Below are 16173 nucleotides of genomic sequence, written 5' to 3'. Positions count from 1 at the left end.
TGATATGTTTATTAATTAGTTACTAACTCATCCATGATTTATAATAATCTAGATCTTCCAGTGCCAAAGCATCTTCTGTGAGCATTAACGGCCTAAATGGATCTATCATTACCGCCAATTCATCTGTCCGTGTCTGGCCTATACTTTTTTCTACCGTTCCCGGATGCGGACCGTGCGGTATTCCGCCCGGATGCAGCGTGAGTTGCCCTTTGTCCACCGACTTACGGCTCATAAAATCACCATCCACATAGTATAAAAGTTCATCAGAATCCACATTACTATGATTATAGGGAGCCGGAACCGCTAACGGATGGTAGTCGTATAAACGGGGGCAGAAACTGCACAACACGAAGGTATCCGTTTCAAAAGTCTGATGTACCGGTGGTGGCTGATGCAGCATACCTGTGATCGGCATAAAATCATGTATAGAAAAAGCCCAAGGATAATGATAACCATCCCACCCGATAAAATCAAAAGGATGACTACCGTACACATAAGGATAAATCAACCCTTCCTTCTTTATTTTAACTTCAAAATCCCCCATCTCATCGAATGTTTTCAGATTTTCAGGAACACGGATATCACGTTCATAAAATGGGGCATGCTCCATCAGCTGACCAAATTCATTGCGATATCTTTTTGGGGTACGTACAGGAGAAAAAGACTCTACAATAAGCAGTCTATTACCTGTTGACTCAAAATGAATCTGATAAATAGTACCTCTAGGGATCACTAAGTAGTCTCCATAGGAAAAGCTAATTTCCCCATAACCCGTCTTCAATACACCTTTCCCCTCATGGATAAAGATAATTTCGTCAGCTTGACTATTCTTATAAAAGTAATCCTCCATCGATCGTCGAGGCGCTGCTAAGGAAATGTGGAGATCATGATTCACCAAAACCGGCTTACGGCTCTCCAGATAATCATCAGCCGGAGCCAAAGAAAACCCTTTTAAACTCGTGTGTTTGAGATGCTTCTCCCGTGCTATCTTGGGAGACACATCATAGGCTTCGCGAATTTGCTTGACCAAGGTAGGTGGGTGGCAATGATAGACCAAGGAGTAAACACTTGAAAATCCGTGCGTTGACACCAATTCTTCAGCGTATAAATCACCATTCTCCTTTTTAAATACGGTATGCCGCTTTGCGGGTACTTGCCCGAGTTTATGATAATATGCCATAATCCTCTAGTTTTAAACTGTCAAAAAATTAAAGATGAAACTACTCGACGAATATGTGTTCGAGTCTAAGAAGTAAATGTGTTAATATTGCGCAAATACAATATCCGCTATCATCGCTTTAATAAAAGCGATTAATCCAAAGGATAACTTAGCGTTATGTAAGCCAAAATTGCACATCGTTGGGTTTATAATAACGTAAAGGTAAAAATTTTATTCAATATTATTAAACGAAATATTTTAATTTTTGTAATCATACGTATATTTGCAGTATAAATCTATAATCGAATCCACTTTAACACCGCTCTTTTTATGAGAATTGTAACTTGCCTTTATAACAACACAGAACATCTTTCCCTATTGATAGCGGATAAGATATACCCTTGTTCAGCGTTAGATGAGGCATTACCAACTTCCATGCAGGATTTTCTTTTAGCTGGCGATCAGGGCATGGTTGCGCTACGTGCTCTGGAAGAAAAAATAAAACAAGGTGCCATCCACCCTCAAGGGCTATCGCTGTCCGAAGTTGCCTTACTGGCTCCAGTCCCAAATCCATCATCCTGCAGAGATGCCTATGCTTTTAGACAGCATGTTGCCACATCCCGGCGCAATCGTGGATTAGCAATGATTCCAGAGTTCGATCAGTTTCCTGTTTTCTATTTCACCAACCACCGTGCTATCTTTGGCCCCGGAGATATTCCCTGTATGCCTTTACATATGGAACAGCTTGACTTTGAGCTGGAAGTTGCCATAGTTATAAATAAGCGAGGAAAAAATATTAAGGCTGCTGATGCAGACGATTACATCGCCGGCTACATGATTATGAATGACATCAGTGCCCGTAAACTCCAAATGGAAGAGATGAAGTTGAATTTAGGACCTGCTAAGGGCAAGGATTTCGCAACCGCCATCGGTCCCTGGTTAGTGACTAAAGAGGAACTTCAGCCTTACAAAACAGCCCCCGCCAAAGGTCACACCGGTGATTGTTACAACTTAAAAATGACCTGTAAAGTCAATGGACACCAAGTCTCCTTAGGCAACCTGGCCGATATGGATTGGACTTTTGCAGAGATAATTGAACGCGCATCCTATGGTGTAGAGCTTTTCCCTGGAGATGTGATAGGATCTGGCACGGTAGGCACGGGTTGCTTTCTCGAACTGAATGGCACCGGACGCCTCGAAAATCCCGATCATCAGGATCAATGGCTCATGGAAGGTGATACCGTTTCTTTAGAAGTAACGGGATTAGGCATACTTGACAACAGAATTATTTTGACAACAGCGTAACCATAAAATAAGCACTACATTAATATAGCCAATATGAGTAACACGATAAGTTTTGATCCCAAAAAGGATCAAGCTATATTTGACAACCTGATTAAGTATGCGATCGCACCTAGACCGATATGCTTTGCCAGTACAATCAATAAAAAAGGACAGGTCAATTTAAGTCCTTTCAGCTACTTCAACCTGATGTCCCACCAGCCCCCTATCTGTGTATTTTCTCCATTAAGACGGATGCGTGATGGATCCACAAAACACACATTGGAAAACATGCTGGAGATTGAAGAGGTCGTTATTAACATAGTGAATTACGACCTTGTACAGCAGCAATCTTTAGCAAGTACAGAATACGCCGAAGGAACCAACGAATTTGAGAAAGCGGGATTAACCCCAATACCATCCCTCTATATAACCCCTCCCCGTGTGGCCGAATCACCTGTTCAACTCGAGTGCCGAGTGCAACAGATTATCCCTCTTAGTAAACTCCCCGGAGCGGGCAATCTTGTTTTAGCAGAGGTACTTGCCATGCACGTGCAAGAACACCTTCTTGACGAAAAAAACAACATACAACAACATGAATTAGATTTAGTCGCCCGATTGGGAGGTGATTGGTATTGTAGGGTTACACAGGACAATCTTTTCCTTGTTCCCAAACCGCTACGTAACCTGGGAATCGGAGTAGACAACCTTCCTGAAACTATCCGATTATCAAAAGTTCTAACTGGAAATCATCTGGGATTGTTAGCCAACGTAGAAACAATACCTCTTATTGATGATGTCTTAGCAATAAATACGGAGCATGCCGATATCGAGACGGTACATTTACATGCAGCACAATTGTTAGATCAGGGCTCCCTAGAAAAAGCCTGGCAAATCTTACTTCGTACCCTCTAATTGTAAAAAATGGTCAGGAAAAAAATGCCCTGACCATTTACACGACAGAACTATTCTTCAGCCAGCTTTATCAAACTGGCTTTTATATTTTGATTACCAAAATCTACCATCCCCGTATGTTGGGCAGCAATCTTTCCCTTTTTATCTAAGATTACCGTCATTGGGATAGAATTTGTTTCAAGCGCAGCAGGCAACGGCGTATGCAGTGTATATAGAGGTAGATCAAACTTGTTTTTAGCCATAAATTTAGCTGCTCCTTTAATATCCACATCGACATCTATTGCCATAAACACAATCTTGGTATTCGATTTCAGATCCAGAAATACTGCATTCAAAGAAGGCATCTCCCGAATGCAGGGCGGGCACCATGTAGCCCAAAAATTCATCACCACTACTTTTCCACGGAGTGAATCCAACGTTGTAACGCCATTGTTAATATCGATAAAACTAGCTTTCACCACCTCCTCGATGGGTTCTGTAGCCAGTTCGACCGAGGTTTCCAAGTTATCTTCTTCTTTATCTCCCCTTTCTTTGGCGGTATTGGTACAACCGACCGTAAATAATCCAATCGAGATTAGTAGTATTAATTGTTGTTTCCTATTTAGCATAATATCTAACGTATTAATTCATTAAAGTTTTAACCATCTTTCCAGTTGTTAATTCCTCCGATGCGCGGTTTACAATACGATCTTCCAATCCAATACGACCAAATACCTCAATCAGATCATTGTAGGAAATACCAGTTCGCACGGATACACGTTCTGCCTTGCCATCTTCCCCTATTCTTACCACAAATATACCAGACTGGGCGTTGACCACTGCACCTTTGGGGACAAACATTGTTTTATGTTTTCTTTGCAAAGATAATTTCACATCGGCAAAGTCCCCCCCGATTAACCCTTTATCCGCATTAGGCACCTCAAACTCTAAGCTAAGTGACCGTGTCGTAGGATCAATGAATTTTGTATTTCTTTTAAGTTTTGTCGAGAATATCCGATTAGGGACGCTCAACACCTGAAACTCGGCTGTAGTGCTATCCGAAACAGATTTCCCATGCACTTCCGGCACTACGACTTTCAACTTAAGCTTATCATTACTCACCAAATTAAACATGGGTATTCCGTTGTCGCCTAAAAGAGCCCCTTTCGAAAAATTACGCTGGGTAATAATTCCAGAAAATGGTGCCCGGATCAGGAGATAATCTTCCATTTGCTTGGACTTTTGATAAGTCCCACCAGCTTCAACAACAGCAGCACTATCCCTTAGCATGTCGCCATATGCCTTCTCCAGCTCAAGAGCCGAAATAGCGCCTTTTTTACGTCTATCTACATCGTCCAGTCTCTTATAGCGGAGCTTACTCACTTCATAATTTGCCATCAGCTGATTCTGTTTTGCCCTATCGGCGGTACTCTGGATATCCATCTCCGGAGCCTCCATCCGTGCAAGCAACTGTCCTTTATGGACATAATCACCCACATCAACATGAATCTGTCTAACAAAACCCTTTACTTTAGAAAACAAAGCAACAGACTCTTGCGGTTGAAGTTCGCCTGTCAGTTTAAGACTGTATTCAGGCTGCAAGGACTGGGGGCGCGAAACCTCCAACTCCAGTAAATCCCTCTTTGTCTTATCCTTACCCTGCTTATCATCCTCCTTCGGTTTACAACCAAGGAATACGACGAAAACTAATAAAAAACTATATTTTACCATTTCTTTAATTATTATAAAACTTACTATTTACATCATCGGGATCCAGTGAAGGCGCTAGATAAGTAGCTTTCTTCATCATCAATGAAAATAAGAGTGGTATCATCAATAAGATGACAAAAGTAGAAGTGACCAACCCTCCGATTACGGCCTGTCCTAATGGAGCAATCTGTTCCCCACCATCTCCCATACCCAAGGCCATAGGAATCATCCCTGCGATCATTGCTGCTGCAGTCATCAGAATAGGGCGTAAACGGGATTTTGCAGCAACAATAGCCGCAAACTGGGCCGATATAAAATAGGTTTTGCGGTTCTGTTCTGCCTGATTGACTAACAACACAGCATTCGAGACAGACACCCCGATAGACATGATGATTCCCATGTAAGACTGCAGGTTCAATGTACTGCCAAAAACCCAGATAAAAAACGAACTGCCCGCAATTACAGCAGGTATCACGGAAAGAATGACCAAGCTAATACGGATAGATTGATAATAAGCGCTCATCATAAAGAAAATAACAACGATAGCAATAGACAACCCTATTAATAATCCAGACAGGGTCTCTTCCAGCAAGGGCAAGGTACCTTCTTTCCATATACGCATTCCTTTGGGTAAATCTCCAATTTCTAAAATAGCCTGATCGACAGCCGTGTTTGCTGTACCTAAATCCGTTTTATGGAGATCTGCCAATATCGTGACATAACGATTGGGGCCCCGCCGATTCACCTGACCAGCCACCGTACTATATGTAATAGTCGCTACATCTTCAAGTATCGGATAACCTTGGCCTTTTTGTAAAGGCATAGCGCGCAGATCTTCTACGGCCTGGATTAAATTCTCGGGCACTTGAACCTGAACCTGGAATACCAAACCAGACTTTGGATCCACCCATAGATTTTTATCTGTAAATCGCGTTGACGATGTTGTCGCTGAAATATTTCTAGACACCTGTTGTACCGTTAGTCCAAACTGAGCCAGACGGGTTCTATCCAGTTTGATGTCAATCACTGGGTAGTGCAGTGGTTCTGCAATCTGCACGTCTCTCAAGAACCCATAAGCAGACAACTTAGAAACCAACTTTTTAGCGTAAGATTCCGCGGCCTGAAGTTGCGGCGCGCTCACTTTAACTTCTACCGGTGTCATAGCTCCCTGCCCAATAATTTTATCCATCAACTCCATCGGTTCAAAATTTAGAACCACCGAAGGAAATTTTTCACGGATCCGTTCACGTATCTGCTCCTTAAGTTCGTCATTCTTTAGGCCGATCAGTTTCTTATTCAGCGACAACTGCAGAACCCCCTCTCCTGTTGTACTGTTGAACAAAAAAATGGGGTTTATTGGGTTTGCAGAAGGATGCATGCCTACAAATGCAGAGCTCATCTTGACGCTATTTACAGGTAGCATTTCTGTAATGGACTCTCCAATCTTACGAACTGTTTCTTCACTCGTCTCCAGTCGCGTTCCTTCAGGTAGCCTTATCCGTAGCTGAAAGTCCCCTCCTTCCGATCTTGGAAGAATATCAGTGCCCAATAACGAAAACATTAGAAAAATAGCGCCAATACTCAAGATCAGGTAGCCCATAGTAGGCAACATAGACCTACGGACGAGCGAACGAACTAAAAAAGCATACTTAACATTGATACGTTCCATAAAAGAACGCTTCTTACGGACAAATTGTCCATGTGTTTTGGATTTCATGATCCAATTAGCCATGATAGGCACGAAAGTCTGGGAAGCGATAAAGGATGCTATCATCGCGAAAGCAACGGCCAACGATAAAGGCATGAACATATCCCTAGGGATACCACTCATCATAAATGCAGGGGTAAGTACAGCCAAGATACTAAGTAAGATTAACAGCTTAGGAGCAGATATTTCCAAAAGCGCATCCAAAATGGCCCTAGGCTTCGATTTACCCAATTCCATATGTTGGTGAATATTTTCTATCGTCACCGTAGCCTCATCCACCAAAATACCTATTGATAGGGCCAAACCGCTCAACGTCATGATATTCACACTCTGTCCAAAGAAATATAGCGTTATCACCGCTGTAATAATAGCAATAGGGATAGTTAAGACAACGATTAACGCACCACGTACATCACCCAAAAAAAGGAAAACCATAAGTCCCGTCAGAAGCGCTCCCAACGCTCCTTCAAAAATCAGGTTAGATAGTGATCTCGATATATAAACCGATTGATCAAAAGCATAACTAATCTTAACACCCTCCGGCAAGAGGTTTTCCAACATAGGCAGCGATTTTTTCAGGTTATCGACCGCCGTTAATGTGGAGGCATCAGGCTTTTTTATGATGGGAAGGTACACCGAGCGCTTTCCATTTATCAATGCATACCCCACTGTTTGATCTGCTGCGTCCACGACTGTCGCGACATCTCCGACCAATAGTGTACCGCCAGCTACGGCCTTAATCGGCGTTTGCAAGAACTCTTCGACCCCATCAGCGATAGAATTGATGGGAGCCATCAGGTTTTTATCACCCAATCGTACATTTCCAGCCGGCGATGGCACCGAGTTTTTGGTTATGGCCAAGGTAATCTCCTCTGGACTAAGGCTAGAGGCTTTCATCTTTTGTGGATCAATATTCACGACCAGACTACGCATATTACCCCCAAAAGGGGCTGGCGCAGTAATTCCAGGTATATTCACAAACATAGGCCGCACCTTCGTGATTGCCATGGTTTGCAACTCGGTTACCGAATGCTTCTCACTATCAAATACCAATTGCCCCACAGGAAGTGAGCTACCATCAAAACGAACTACCATAGGCGGCACGGCTCCAGGAGGTAAAAACCCCATGGCACGGGACACCTGCATACTCAACTCGGCAGAGGCTTGAGACATGTCCGTTCCTGGATAAAATGTCAACTTCATCAACGAAAGCCCTTGGATACTTTTAAAATCCATTTCTTTAACGCCATTGACAAAAAGTAAAACCTTTTGAAACTCATTGGCCATAAAACCATCCATATAAGCCGGAGATAATCCGCCGTAAGGCATTGCTATGTACATAGCAGGCGACTCTATCTCGGGAAAGATGTCAATTTTTATCTTTTGGATCACGGGCCAGGAAAAATATGCAATCGCTATGATCACCATAATGAATGCAATAGGCTTCCTCAGCGCTGTTCTAATAATATTCATATGTAAATAGTTACTTCGTGATCCGCCAGTTGGCGGATCGGTTTGATTTTCAACGGCCATCCGCCAGCCGGCGGATCCAAACTATACGCATTTGTGTTTGTGTAGCCTGTGCTACATGGATATTTCATATCCTTATCATTGATTAAAAATGTTGGATGACCGGATTAAAGTCTGCTTCCAGGAAAGATCGCTTTATTACAATATTCCAATAGTTGTAATACTGTAGAAGATTCTGCTTTTCATTTTGAAGCAAAATGGCCTGTACCTGCAAAAGTTCCGCCAAATTGATTAATCCACCTTCATACCGTACCCTGTACATATCATAGGCTTCTGAAGCCTCTTTTTTGCTTCTGTCGGAGTCTATCAAACCGTCAGCAGTCCGCTTTTCCTGTGTGTCCAGATCCAATACACGCTTTTCAATTTCTCTATCCAATACCTGATACTCTTCGTTGACTTTTTGGCGTTTCGCCTCAAAAATCTTTTGGTCCGATTTTGCGGTAAACAACTGTTGCAGATTCCAACTGACACCTACTCCAACAAAGTAATTGTGTGCATAATTCCTAAACAGGTCACCGTAATTATTGGACGCGAAACCTTCTGGGGACACGCCCGAGCTACGACTGGAGACCGCTCCTATCCCCAGCACACGTGGTAGAGTCTGTCGCTTTGATTTCTCCACCAAATAATCCAGCTTTTCAGATTCTACTTTCTTTATTTCTAAAACAGGCTGAAGGATTAATCCAGGAGTGTTACCTTCCAATAGTGTAAAGAAGCGATCCGCTCGGCCTGCAGCAGTATCTATAGCATCACCCACAAACTCTGACAAAGCATACACGCTGCCTTTAAGCTGGCCCGATACCTGTGACAGCTCAGACAAAACATTATTTAACGAAGAGGAGACGAGAAGTGTATCTGCACTAGGGATAATACCACTTACCGCTAAATCCCGTGTCAACTCTAAGATATCCCGGTATCTCTTCAGGTGTACTTGATACCAATTAAAAAGCGTTTGATAGTATAAAAAATTGATGTACCGTTGGGAAAGCTCCTGCTGTATCAAGAGCTCATACTGATTAGATTCCCAAATCGAGCGCTTTACCGCAGCAGCTCCTAGATTTCTATCCATATTTTTACGCCCGAAATTGACTAGATCCCAATTAAGGCTACTCGTAGCATACTGATTGAAGGTGTTTGCGCTACTGCCCAGGGCATTGGAACCTGAGATATTGAAAATACCGGGCATGGGGTAGAATGCGCCCGACACATTATTTAAAGAGCTAAGTCCTTGTTGATATTGAAGCCAAACCTGAGGCTTATACCTTTCCAACGCCGCGGCACTGTCCAACCGGGCAATGCCGATTTCCCGGTCTTTAATAGAAAATCCCTTATAGTTTACTTTAGCTTGTTGCCAATAGTTCTGAAGCACCTGCCCATATACATCACTAGAGATAAGTGCAGCTACCATAACGAGCAAACAAGTCCATAACTTGTTGATCATGAATTAAATTTTATAGTACATAAACACAATTATAAAAAAGCCCTTAGGCGGTCAATGTGTCTGAATGCTATAAATTGAGTCGATTAATGAATATGAAAAGATTATTGGTCCCCGAACGAGGAACTTGTGGTAAGCGAATTTTAGCGTTATTCTTAGAAACGCTTAAAAATAGGAGACAGAAGAAAGCTATGAGGAATACAGCTGGCGAGAGCTCCCTCTCCGAATTGATAACCTTTGCTACACGCTCTTTTCCGTCTAACACACACCGAACTTCAGACGAATTCATAAGTTTAGATTGCTTTATACTTAATCCGGAAGAAGTCTGTTGCGTAGAATTTTGCTTGATAGATGCTTTTATCGGACAAGAGGTCAAAATAAAAACCATAAAAATCCCCACGATCCGCAAAAAGAATGCGAACGGACTATTTTTTATGACACCAAGATTATTCATCAAGGCAAACCTACATAAATTTACCACTATACGCAATATAATTGCGTTCGAATATAAAATTTTGTAGCTCTCCTCATCCTAAAAGACCTTCAATTGAGGAAAAATAGACTATTCCTTGAGACATCAAAATAGATGTAACACCTATTTTACGCTTTCCATTTTTCAGATACCGGACAGGCAAAGTTCCTAACAATAGCATATTAACAGCATCTACTCCCAAAAATTTCCATTTTACCACCTATCTTATGTAAAAAATATTTTTTTGTTAAAAAACGTTACGCAATCGATTGTTTTATCGAAAATTCATAATTTTGACTTCCTATTAACAGATTAAACTTGATACTATGTGTGGAATTGTTGGCTATGTAGGCCATCGTGAAGCATATCCTTACTTGATAGAAGGATTGCACAAACTTGAATACCGCGGATACGACAGTGCAGGTATTGCACTTCATTCGCAACAAGCGTTACTGATTTCCAAAACCGCTGGAAAAGTCGCAGCTTTAGAGGAACTGATCAAATCGACAGACCTTTCGTCTACAACAGGGATTGGACATACCAGATGGGCGACACACGGCGTACCTTCAGACTATAACGCACATCCCCATTCGTCCCAAAGTGGCAAGCTAGCCCTCGTACACAATGGAATCATCGAAAACTATGCTTCGATTAAAGAAGAGTTACTCAAAAAAGGATATGTTTTTAAAAGTGAAACCGATTCCGAAGTCCTTCTCAATTTTATTGAAGATATAAAGATCAACAACGACTGTCCCCTAGAAGAAGCAATCCGAATTGCGCTCAAACGCATTACAGGAGCCTACGTTATACTCGTACTGGATCAGGACACGCCAGACACCATAATAGCAGCACGCAAAGGTAGCCCATTGGTCATAGGTATCGGCCAGGGCGAACATTTCTTAGGCTCAGATGCTTCTCCAATGCTTGGGCATACCAAAGAAGTAGTGTACATCAACGATTATGAACTCGCTATTATAAGACCAGACGAGCTTATACTCAAAAATCTAGGCAACGAACAAGTAACCCCATTTATTCAGCAACTCGACATGGAGCTCGCTAGTATAGAAAAGGCGGGATATCCACACTTTATGCTGAAAGAAATAGTGGAGCAACCTAAAGCTATTAAAGATTGTCTTAGAGGAAGGGTTGATGCGGATACCCATCAAATAACGTTAAGTGGTCTTGAGAGGGTTAAGGACCAACTTCTATCAGCCCATAGAATCATTATTGTAGCATGTGGTACCAGCTGGCATGCGGCCTTACTTGCTGAATATTGGATTGAGGAATTATGTCGGATTCCTGTCGAGGTCGAGTATGCATCAGAATTTAGATACAGAAACCCTATAATTGATAAAGAAGACGTTATTATTGCTATTTCCCAAAGTGGTGAGACAGCAGATACGTTAGTCGCTTTGGAAAACGCCAAACAACATGGCGCAACTATATTTGGAATAGTAAATGTTGTTGGTTCTTCTATTGCCCGACTCTCCGATTCAGGGATATACACCCATGCAGGCCCAGAAATTGGGGTGGCCAGCACGAAAGCCTTCACCACACAACTCGTGGCATTATTGCTTTTTGCTATTAAACTTGCCAAATACAAACAAAAAATAGCTCCTGAACAAGCAGAATTATTGGTACGCGAACTTCAACTCATCCCCAAAAAAACCCAAGAAATACTGGATACGCAGATCGAAACAATTAAAGCCATAGCATATAAATACGCCAATGCCAGAGATTTTCTGTACCTAGGACGTGGCTACAATTTCCCTATAGCACTCGAGGGAGCCTTAAAGCTCAAAGAGATATCCTACATCCACGCCGAAGGCTATCCTGCTGCAGAGATGAAACATGGACCTATAGCACTAGTTGATAAGAATCTTCCGGTATTATTCATCGCTACAAAAGATAAAATCCATGAAAAAATCATCAGCAATATGCAAGAGATCAAGGCACGTTCAGGGCAGCTTATATCTTTAGTATCCCGTGATGACAAGCTCGCCTCCTCCCTATCTGACGATGTTATCGAGATTCCCGAAGCGCACGAAATTGTCGCTCCAATACTCTCTACAATTCCATTACAATTATTAGCGTATTATATAGGTATTGCGAGAGGCTGTGACGTGGACAAACCTCGAAACTTAGCCAAATCCGTAACAGTAGAGTAGTATGACCTTCATCACACAAGAACCTTTAGCCAATCTTGGATATGGCTTTATTTCTCCGAAGCATATTCCGGCTCAGGCCGATGAATACTATATTAGGAATGAACAGTTGGGTACAGAAAAGGTCTTCCGTCCATTGACAAGCCTAGAGGTAAAAAAACTTACGGATCAACTTAACTACAGTTCCAATTGGTCGGAGGTGCTCGTTAGCGATCCATTTTTTCCAGAACAGATTCAAAGCTCAAAATTCTATGGATTAGTCCGTATCGGGCCAATGCTTCAGGCATATCTTTCCTATAGAGATCTTCGTCTCCCTTGTGGTATATACAACTCGACTATTGTAAGCTCAGACATTGGTGCATACTCCGCTATACATCATGTCCGTTACATGTCCCATTTTATTATCGGAGATAGTGTTATACTTTCCAACATCAATGAAATGGAAAGTAGTAACAGTGCTAAATTTGGAAATGGGATTCTCAAAGACGACGAGCACCCGGAAAAGCGAATATGGATGGAGCTCTGTAATGAAAACGGAGGTCGATCCGTAATTCCTTTTGATGGAATGCAGGCTGCCGATGTCTATTTGTGGTCACGCTATCGCAATGATAGCACCTTTCAGAATAGATTAGTTGAGATAACAGACAATAGCTTTTCCAAAAAAAGAGGTTACTACAGCACCATCGCAGATCATGTTGTTCTGAAAAACTCGAATACCATAAAAGATGTTAAAATAGGCCCCTTTAGCTATATCAAAGGAGTAAATAAGCTCAAAAATGTCACAATAAATTCCAGTGAAGAAGCGTTTACCCAAATTGGCGAAGGCTGTGAAATCGTAAACGGCATAATAGGCTACGGATGTAGAATATTTTATGGTGTAAAAGCAGTTCGTTTTATTCTCTCTTCCCATTCACAGCTAAAGTATGGAGCACGCTTGATTAACTCTTTTCTGGGTGACAACTCAACCATCTCATGTTGTGAAGTCCTGAACTCGCTCTTATTTCCCGCTCACGAACAGCATCATAACAATTCATTCCTTTGTGCAGCGCTGATCAAGGGGCAGAGTAATATGGCAGCAGGTGCTACCATTGGGTCTAATCACAATTCTCGCGCTGCAGACGGAGAGATAATTGCCGGACGGGGGTTTTGGCCCGGTCTATGCGTGAGTATCAAACATAACTCTAGATTTGCGTCATATACACTTTTAGTAAAAGGAGACTTTTTGCATGAATTAGATATCCGCATTCCCTTTTCTCTAGTCAGCAACGACATCGAGAAAAACCGTTTATTGATAGTTCCTGGATATTGGTTTTTATACAACATGTATGCCTTAATGCGCAATACGTTCAAATTTACATCCCGAGACAAGAGAACATTAAAAAATCAACACATCGAATACGATGTATTGGCTCCAGATACAATCAATGAGATGTTTGACGCATTGGATGAAATCAAAGTTGCAGTGGGGAAGACCTGGTCAGATTTGAATCCTCAAATGGATCCCAGAATATTAGGATTTAAGCTTCTGGAGGATCAGGATTTTGATCTTGATAAAAGAGAGATAAACCTGACCAATACCGAATATTCTACCCGAAAAGTCGTATTGATAAAAGTCAGAGCCTGTTACAGAATCTTTAAACGTATGATCCATTATTATGGCAGCACACACCTAGCCGATGCAATCGAAAATAGAACCTTTAAGTTATCGAACAACAAGCAGAATCCAACTGATATACAGCGTGCTAAATTTGAAAACATTGGTGGACAATTAGCTAAAAATCAACAGGTACAGACTCTCGTCGAGGATATAAAAAGCGGAAAAGTAGATTCTTGGAGCACCATCCATGAACACTATCACCTATGGAGTAGCACGTATCAAAGCGACAAAACTATTCATGCAATAGCCTCTTTGGCGGAAATAACGAACCTTCCAATCAGCGAATGGACCACCGATTTTATACAGGACTGTCTTGAACAGAGTCTTAAAACAAAGGAATGGATCTGCCAGGAAATAGAAAAATCAAGGGCAAAGGACTATGACAATCCGTTCCGCATGCTGACTTACAATTCCACGGAGGAAATGGAGACTGTAATCGGAAAACTAGCAGACAACAGCTTCTTAAACAAACAGCAAGAAGAATACATCGTCTTTAAAGAAAGAATAAGAAAATTATTAAATCAGGAATAAGTGTTCCGAAGCCCTCCCAACGAAACCGGAGGGCTTCCTTACTTAAATGCCTCTAAAGTTAAAGTATATAAAAAGTGACGAAATAGCCTATAAAAATAGTATATTGAATAAAATTCAACAACGTTCATTTCATGTTAAAGAGGACTACAAAATATATCGATATTTCAAACAGCGACAACAGCGTAACTCCAAATGGATTATACAGCATTTATATAGAACCGTTGGAAAAAGCCATCGTTGCCTCCATATTAATACTACATGGCATGCAAGAACATAGCGGCCGTTATCTGGAGTTTGCAGAATACCTCGGCAACCTCGGTTTTGCTGTACTCCTCTACGACCACGTCGGGCACGGCAACACTGCAGTCCATGCCAATGCACAGGGGTATTTTCAAAAAGAGCAACCACAAGATCGGTTAATTTCAGATGCTATAGGGGTACACCGCCATCTGAAGAACATGCATCCAGAGCTACCTCATTTTATTATCGGACATTCTATGGGATCGTTTATCACGCGCAATGTACTACAGCGGGTCGGGTCTGAATTTGATGGCAGTGTATGGATAGGTACCGGCGCTAAGACACCCGGGGCCGAAATCTTTAAGAGCTTACTGTCACTGCTAAATAAACTCAATCCAAAGAAACGGAGTAAGCTGATCAATGGAATCTTTAGCAAAATAAACAACAGTAAGTTCCAGAACGAAGCCGATTTTGACGATACTAGCTGGCTGAGCCTCAGCAAATCCAACAGACGACTATTTAAACAAGATAGTCGCTGCGGCATCCCATTTACCAACAACGCCTTTTACACCTTATTAACCTTACTGTTACAAGCAACAAAAAAAGGTTGGTATACAAATATCCCAACCAATCTCCCGATACTTCTGGTCAGCGGTGAAAATGATCCTATCGGCGACTTTAGTAAAGGAATAAACCATACCGAACGACAACTTAAAGCGGCCGGTTTTAAAGATATCTCTACACAAATATACGCCGAAAAGCGCCACGAAATACTACAGGAAGATAACAAAGAACAGGTTTTCTCCGATATAGGACAGTGGCTTTTAGCGCATGTTCAATCAGTTAACGTCCAGTAATTTTTCGAATGCCCTGCGACGTGCTCCGCCTCTAAAACAGACTTCTCCACAATACACGTATCCGAGTTTATCAAATACTCGTAGCATCCCCACGTTATCATAGTTTGTATCCACCTTTATGCTTGATCGACCCCAAGATAAGCTAACTTTCTCGGCTTCCCGCATCATCCAAGTCCCCAAGCCTTTTATAGGGTTACTCTGTGAAACTGCCAATCTATGTATTACTGTATAAGGACGTATCGTGAGCCACTCCCCTTCTAATTTCTCATAGGCAGGCTCTATATCTCCAATAATAGCGATATAAGCCAGCAGTTCCGTTTCCGTTCGTTCAGCAACAAAACCATACCCCTTTTCAATATCTGCTAAGATAACGTCTCTATTGGGATACCCATCTTGCCATTGATCCGAACCTTCATCCTTACGTTTACGGATAGCTTCATCAAAGATGGGCCATATATTATCCACATCTGCTACGACAGCTTTTCTAAAGCCTATATTTTCGATCATTCGTCAAAATAAGGAAATAATAAT

12 protein-coding genes are annotated in these 16173 nt (G+C 41.9%); 6 read left to right on the top strand and 6 right to left on the bottom strand.

Going from position 1 to position 16173, the window contains the following annotated elements; genetic code table 11:
- Positions 1-22 precede the first annotated feature (22 nt).
- Positions 23-1180 carry a homogentisate 1,2-dioxygenase gene (locus G7B20_RS02065; RefSeq protein WP_164108367.1) on the bottom strand — a complete coding sequence of 386 codons (1158 nt, stop codon included), beginning with the start codon at positions 1178-1180 and terminating at the stop codon, positions 23-25.
- A gap of 309 nt (positions 1181-1489) precedes the next feature.
- Between G7B20_RS02065 and G7B20_RS02060 the strand changes: the two genes are divergently transcribed.
- Positions 1490-2464 (top strand): fumarylacetoacetate hydrolase family protein, encoded by a 975-nt coding sequence (locus G7B20_RS02060; RefSeq protein ID WP_164108366.1) that lies wholly within the window; start codon positions 1490-1492, stop codon positions 2462-2464.
- Between the two features lie 33 nt (positions 2465-2497).
- Positions 2498-3355 carry a flavin reductase family protein gene (locus tag G7B20_RS02055; protein WP_164108365.1) on the top strand — a complete coding sequence of 286 codons (858 nt, stop codon included), beginning with the start codon at positions 2498-2500 and terminating at the stop codon, positions 3353-3355.
- A 50-nt stretch (positions 3356-3405) separates the two neighbouring features.
- Here the strand turns inward: G7B20_RS02055 and G7B20_RS02050 are convergent, their stop codons facing one another.
- The 4 genes from G7B20_RS02050 to G7B20_RS02035 form a co-directional block, all read right to left on the bottom strand.
- Positions 3406-3963 (bottom strand): TlpA family protein disulfide reductase, encoded by a 558-nt coding sequence (locus G7B20_RS02050; protein WP_164108364.1) that lies wholly within the window; start codon positions 3961-3963, stop codon positions 3406-3408.
- A gap of 13 nt (positions 3964-3976) precedes the next feature.
- Positions 3977-5065, bottom strand: a complete 1089-nt coding sequence (locus tag G7B20_RS02045; protein ID WP_164108363.1) for an efflux RND transporter periplasmic adaptor subunit — start codon at positions 5063-5065, stop codon at positions 3977-3979.
- A 4-nt stretch (positions 5066-5069) separates the two neighbouring features.
- The gene (locus G7B20_RS02040) at positions 5070-8225 is read right to left on the bottom strand and encodes an efflux RND transporter permease subunit (protein ID WP_164108362.1); all 3156 of its coding nucleotides are present in this window, start codon (positions 8223-8225) and stop codon (positions 5070-5072) included.
- Between the two features lie 142 nt (positions 8226-8367).
- Positions 8368-9723 carry a TolC family protein gene (locus G7B20_RS02035; RefSeq protein ID WP_164108361.1) on the bottom strand — a complete coding sequence of 452 codons (1356 nt, stop codon included), beginning with the start codon at positions 9721-9723 and terminating at the stop codon, positions 8368-8370.
- A gap of 92 nt (positions 9724-9815) precedes the next feature.
- Between G7B20_RS02035 and G7B20_RS02030 the strand changes: the two genes are divergently transcribed.
- The 4 genes from G7B20_RS02030 (at position 9816) to G7B20_RS02015 (ending at position 15642) form a co-directional block, all read left to right on the top strand.
- Entirely contained in the window at positions 9816-10241 is a 426-nt protein-coding gene (locus G7B20_RS02030; protein ID WP_164108360.1) for a hypothetical protein, read from the top strand.
- A gap of 277 nt (positions 10242-10518) precedes the next feature.
- Entirely contained in the window at positions 10519-12360 is a 1842-nt protein-coding gene (gene glmS, locus G7B20_RS02025) for a glutamine--fructose-6-phosphate transaminase (isomerizing) (protein ID WP_164108359.1), read from the top strand.
- Position 12361: 1 nt separating this feature from the next.
- Entirely contained in the window at positions 12362-14545 is a 2184-nt protein-coding gene (locus G7B20_RS02020; RefSeq protein ID WP_164108358.1) for a DUF4954 family protein, read from the top strand.
- 131 nt (positions 14546-14676) lie between these two features.
- A complete protein-coding gene (locus G7B20_RS02015; protein ID WP_164108357.1) occupies positions 14677-15642 on the top strand; it encodes an alpha/beta fold hydrolase in 966 nt (321 codons plus the stop codon).
- Here the strand turns inward: G7B20_RS02015 and G7B20_RS02010 are convergent.
- Positions 15625-16149 carry a GNAT family N-acetyltransferase gene (locus G7B20_RS02010; RefSeq protein WP_164108356.1) on the bottom strand — a complete coding sequence of 175 codons (525 nt, stop codon included), beginning with the start codon at positions 16147-16149 and terminating at the stop codon, positions 15625-15627. The two genes, G7B20_RS02015 and G7B20_RS02010, sit on opposite strands and share 18 nt — an antisense overlap.
- Between the last annotated feature and the right edge of the window lie 24 nt (positions 16150-16173).

Source organism: Sphingobacterium sp. xlx-96, assembly GCF_011007365.1.
Taxonomy (GTDB): Bacteria; Bacteroidota; Bacteroidia; order Sphingobacteriales; family Sphingobacteriaceae; genus Sphingobacterium; species Sphingobacterium luzhongxinii.
The sequence above is the reverse complement of the archived record's forward strand: the minus strand, read 5'-3'. Positions and strand labels throughout refer to the sequence as shown.

What these genes read in the sequence shown, in the direction of transcription:
- G7B20_RS02065 (WP_164108367.1), bottom strand. Translation starts at nt 1,180, where the DNA reads ATGGCATATTATCATAAACTCGGGCAAGTACCCGCAAAGCGGCATACC.
- G7B20_RS02060 (WP_164108366.1), top strand. Translation starts at nt 1,490, where the DNA reads ATGAGAATTGTAACTTGCCTTTATAACAACACAGAACATCTTTCCCTA.
- G7B20_RS02055 (WP_164108365.1), top strand. Translation starts at nt 2,498, where the DNA reads ATGAGTAACACGATAAGTTTTGATCCCAAAAAGGATCAAGCTATATTT.
- G7B20_RS02050 (WP_164108364.1), bottom strand. Translation starts at nt 3,963, where the DNA reads ATGCTAAATAGGAAACAACAATTAATACTACTAATCTCGATTGGATTA.
- G7B20_RS02045 (WP_164108363.1), bottom strand. Translation starts at nt 5,065, where the DNA reads ATGGTAAAATATAGTTTTTTATTAGTTTTCGTCGTATTCCTTGGTTGT.
- G7B20_RS02040 (WP_164108362.1), bottom strand. Translation starts at nt 8,225, where the DNA reads ATGAATATTATTAGAACAGCGCTGAGGAAGCCTATTGCATTCATTATG.
- G7B20_RS02035 (WP_164108361.1), bottom strand. Translation starts at nt 9,723, where the DNA reads ATGATCAACAAGTTATGGACTTGTTTGCTCGTTATGGTAGCTGCACTT.
- G7B20_RS02030 (WP_164108360.1), top strand. Translation starts at nt 9,816, where the DNA reads ATGAAAAGATTATTGGTCCCCGAACGAGGAACTTGTGGTAAGCGAATT.
- glmS (WP_164108359.1), top strand. Translation starts at nt 10,519, where the DNA reads ATGTGTGGAATTGTTGGCTATGTAGGCCATCGTGAAGCATATCCTTAC.
- G7B20_RS02020 (WP_164108358.1), top strand. Translation starts at nt 12,362, where the DNA reads ATGACCTTCATCACACAAGAACCTTTAGCCAATCTTGGATATGGCTTT.
- G7B20_RS02015 (WP_164108357.1), top strand. Translation starts at nt 14,677, where the DNA reads ATGTTAAAGAGGACTACAAAATATATCGATATTTCAAACAGCGACAAC.
- G7B20_RS02010 (WP_164108356.1), bottom strand. Translation starts at nt 16,149, where the DNA reads ATGATCGAAAATATAGGCTTTAGAAAAGCTGTCGTAGCAGATGTGGAT.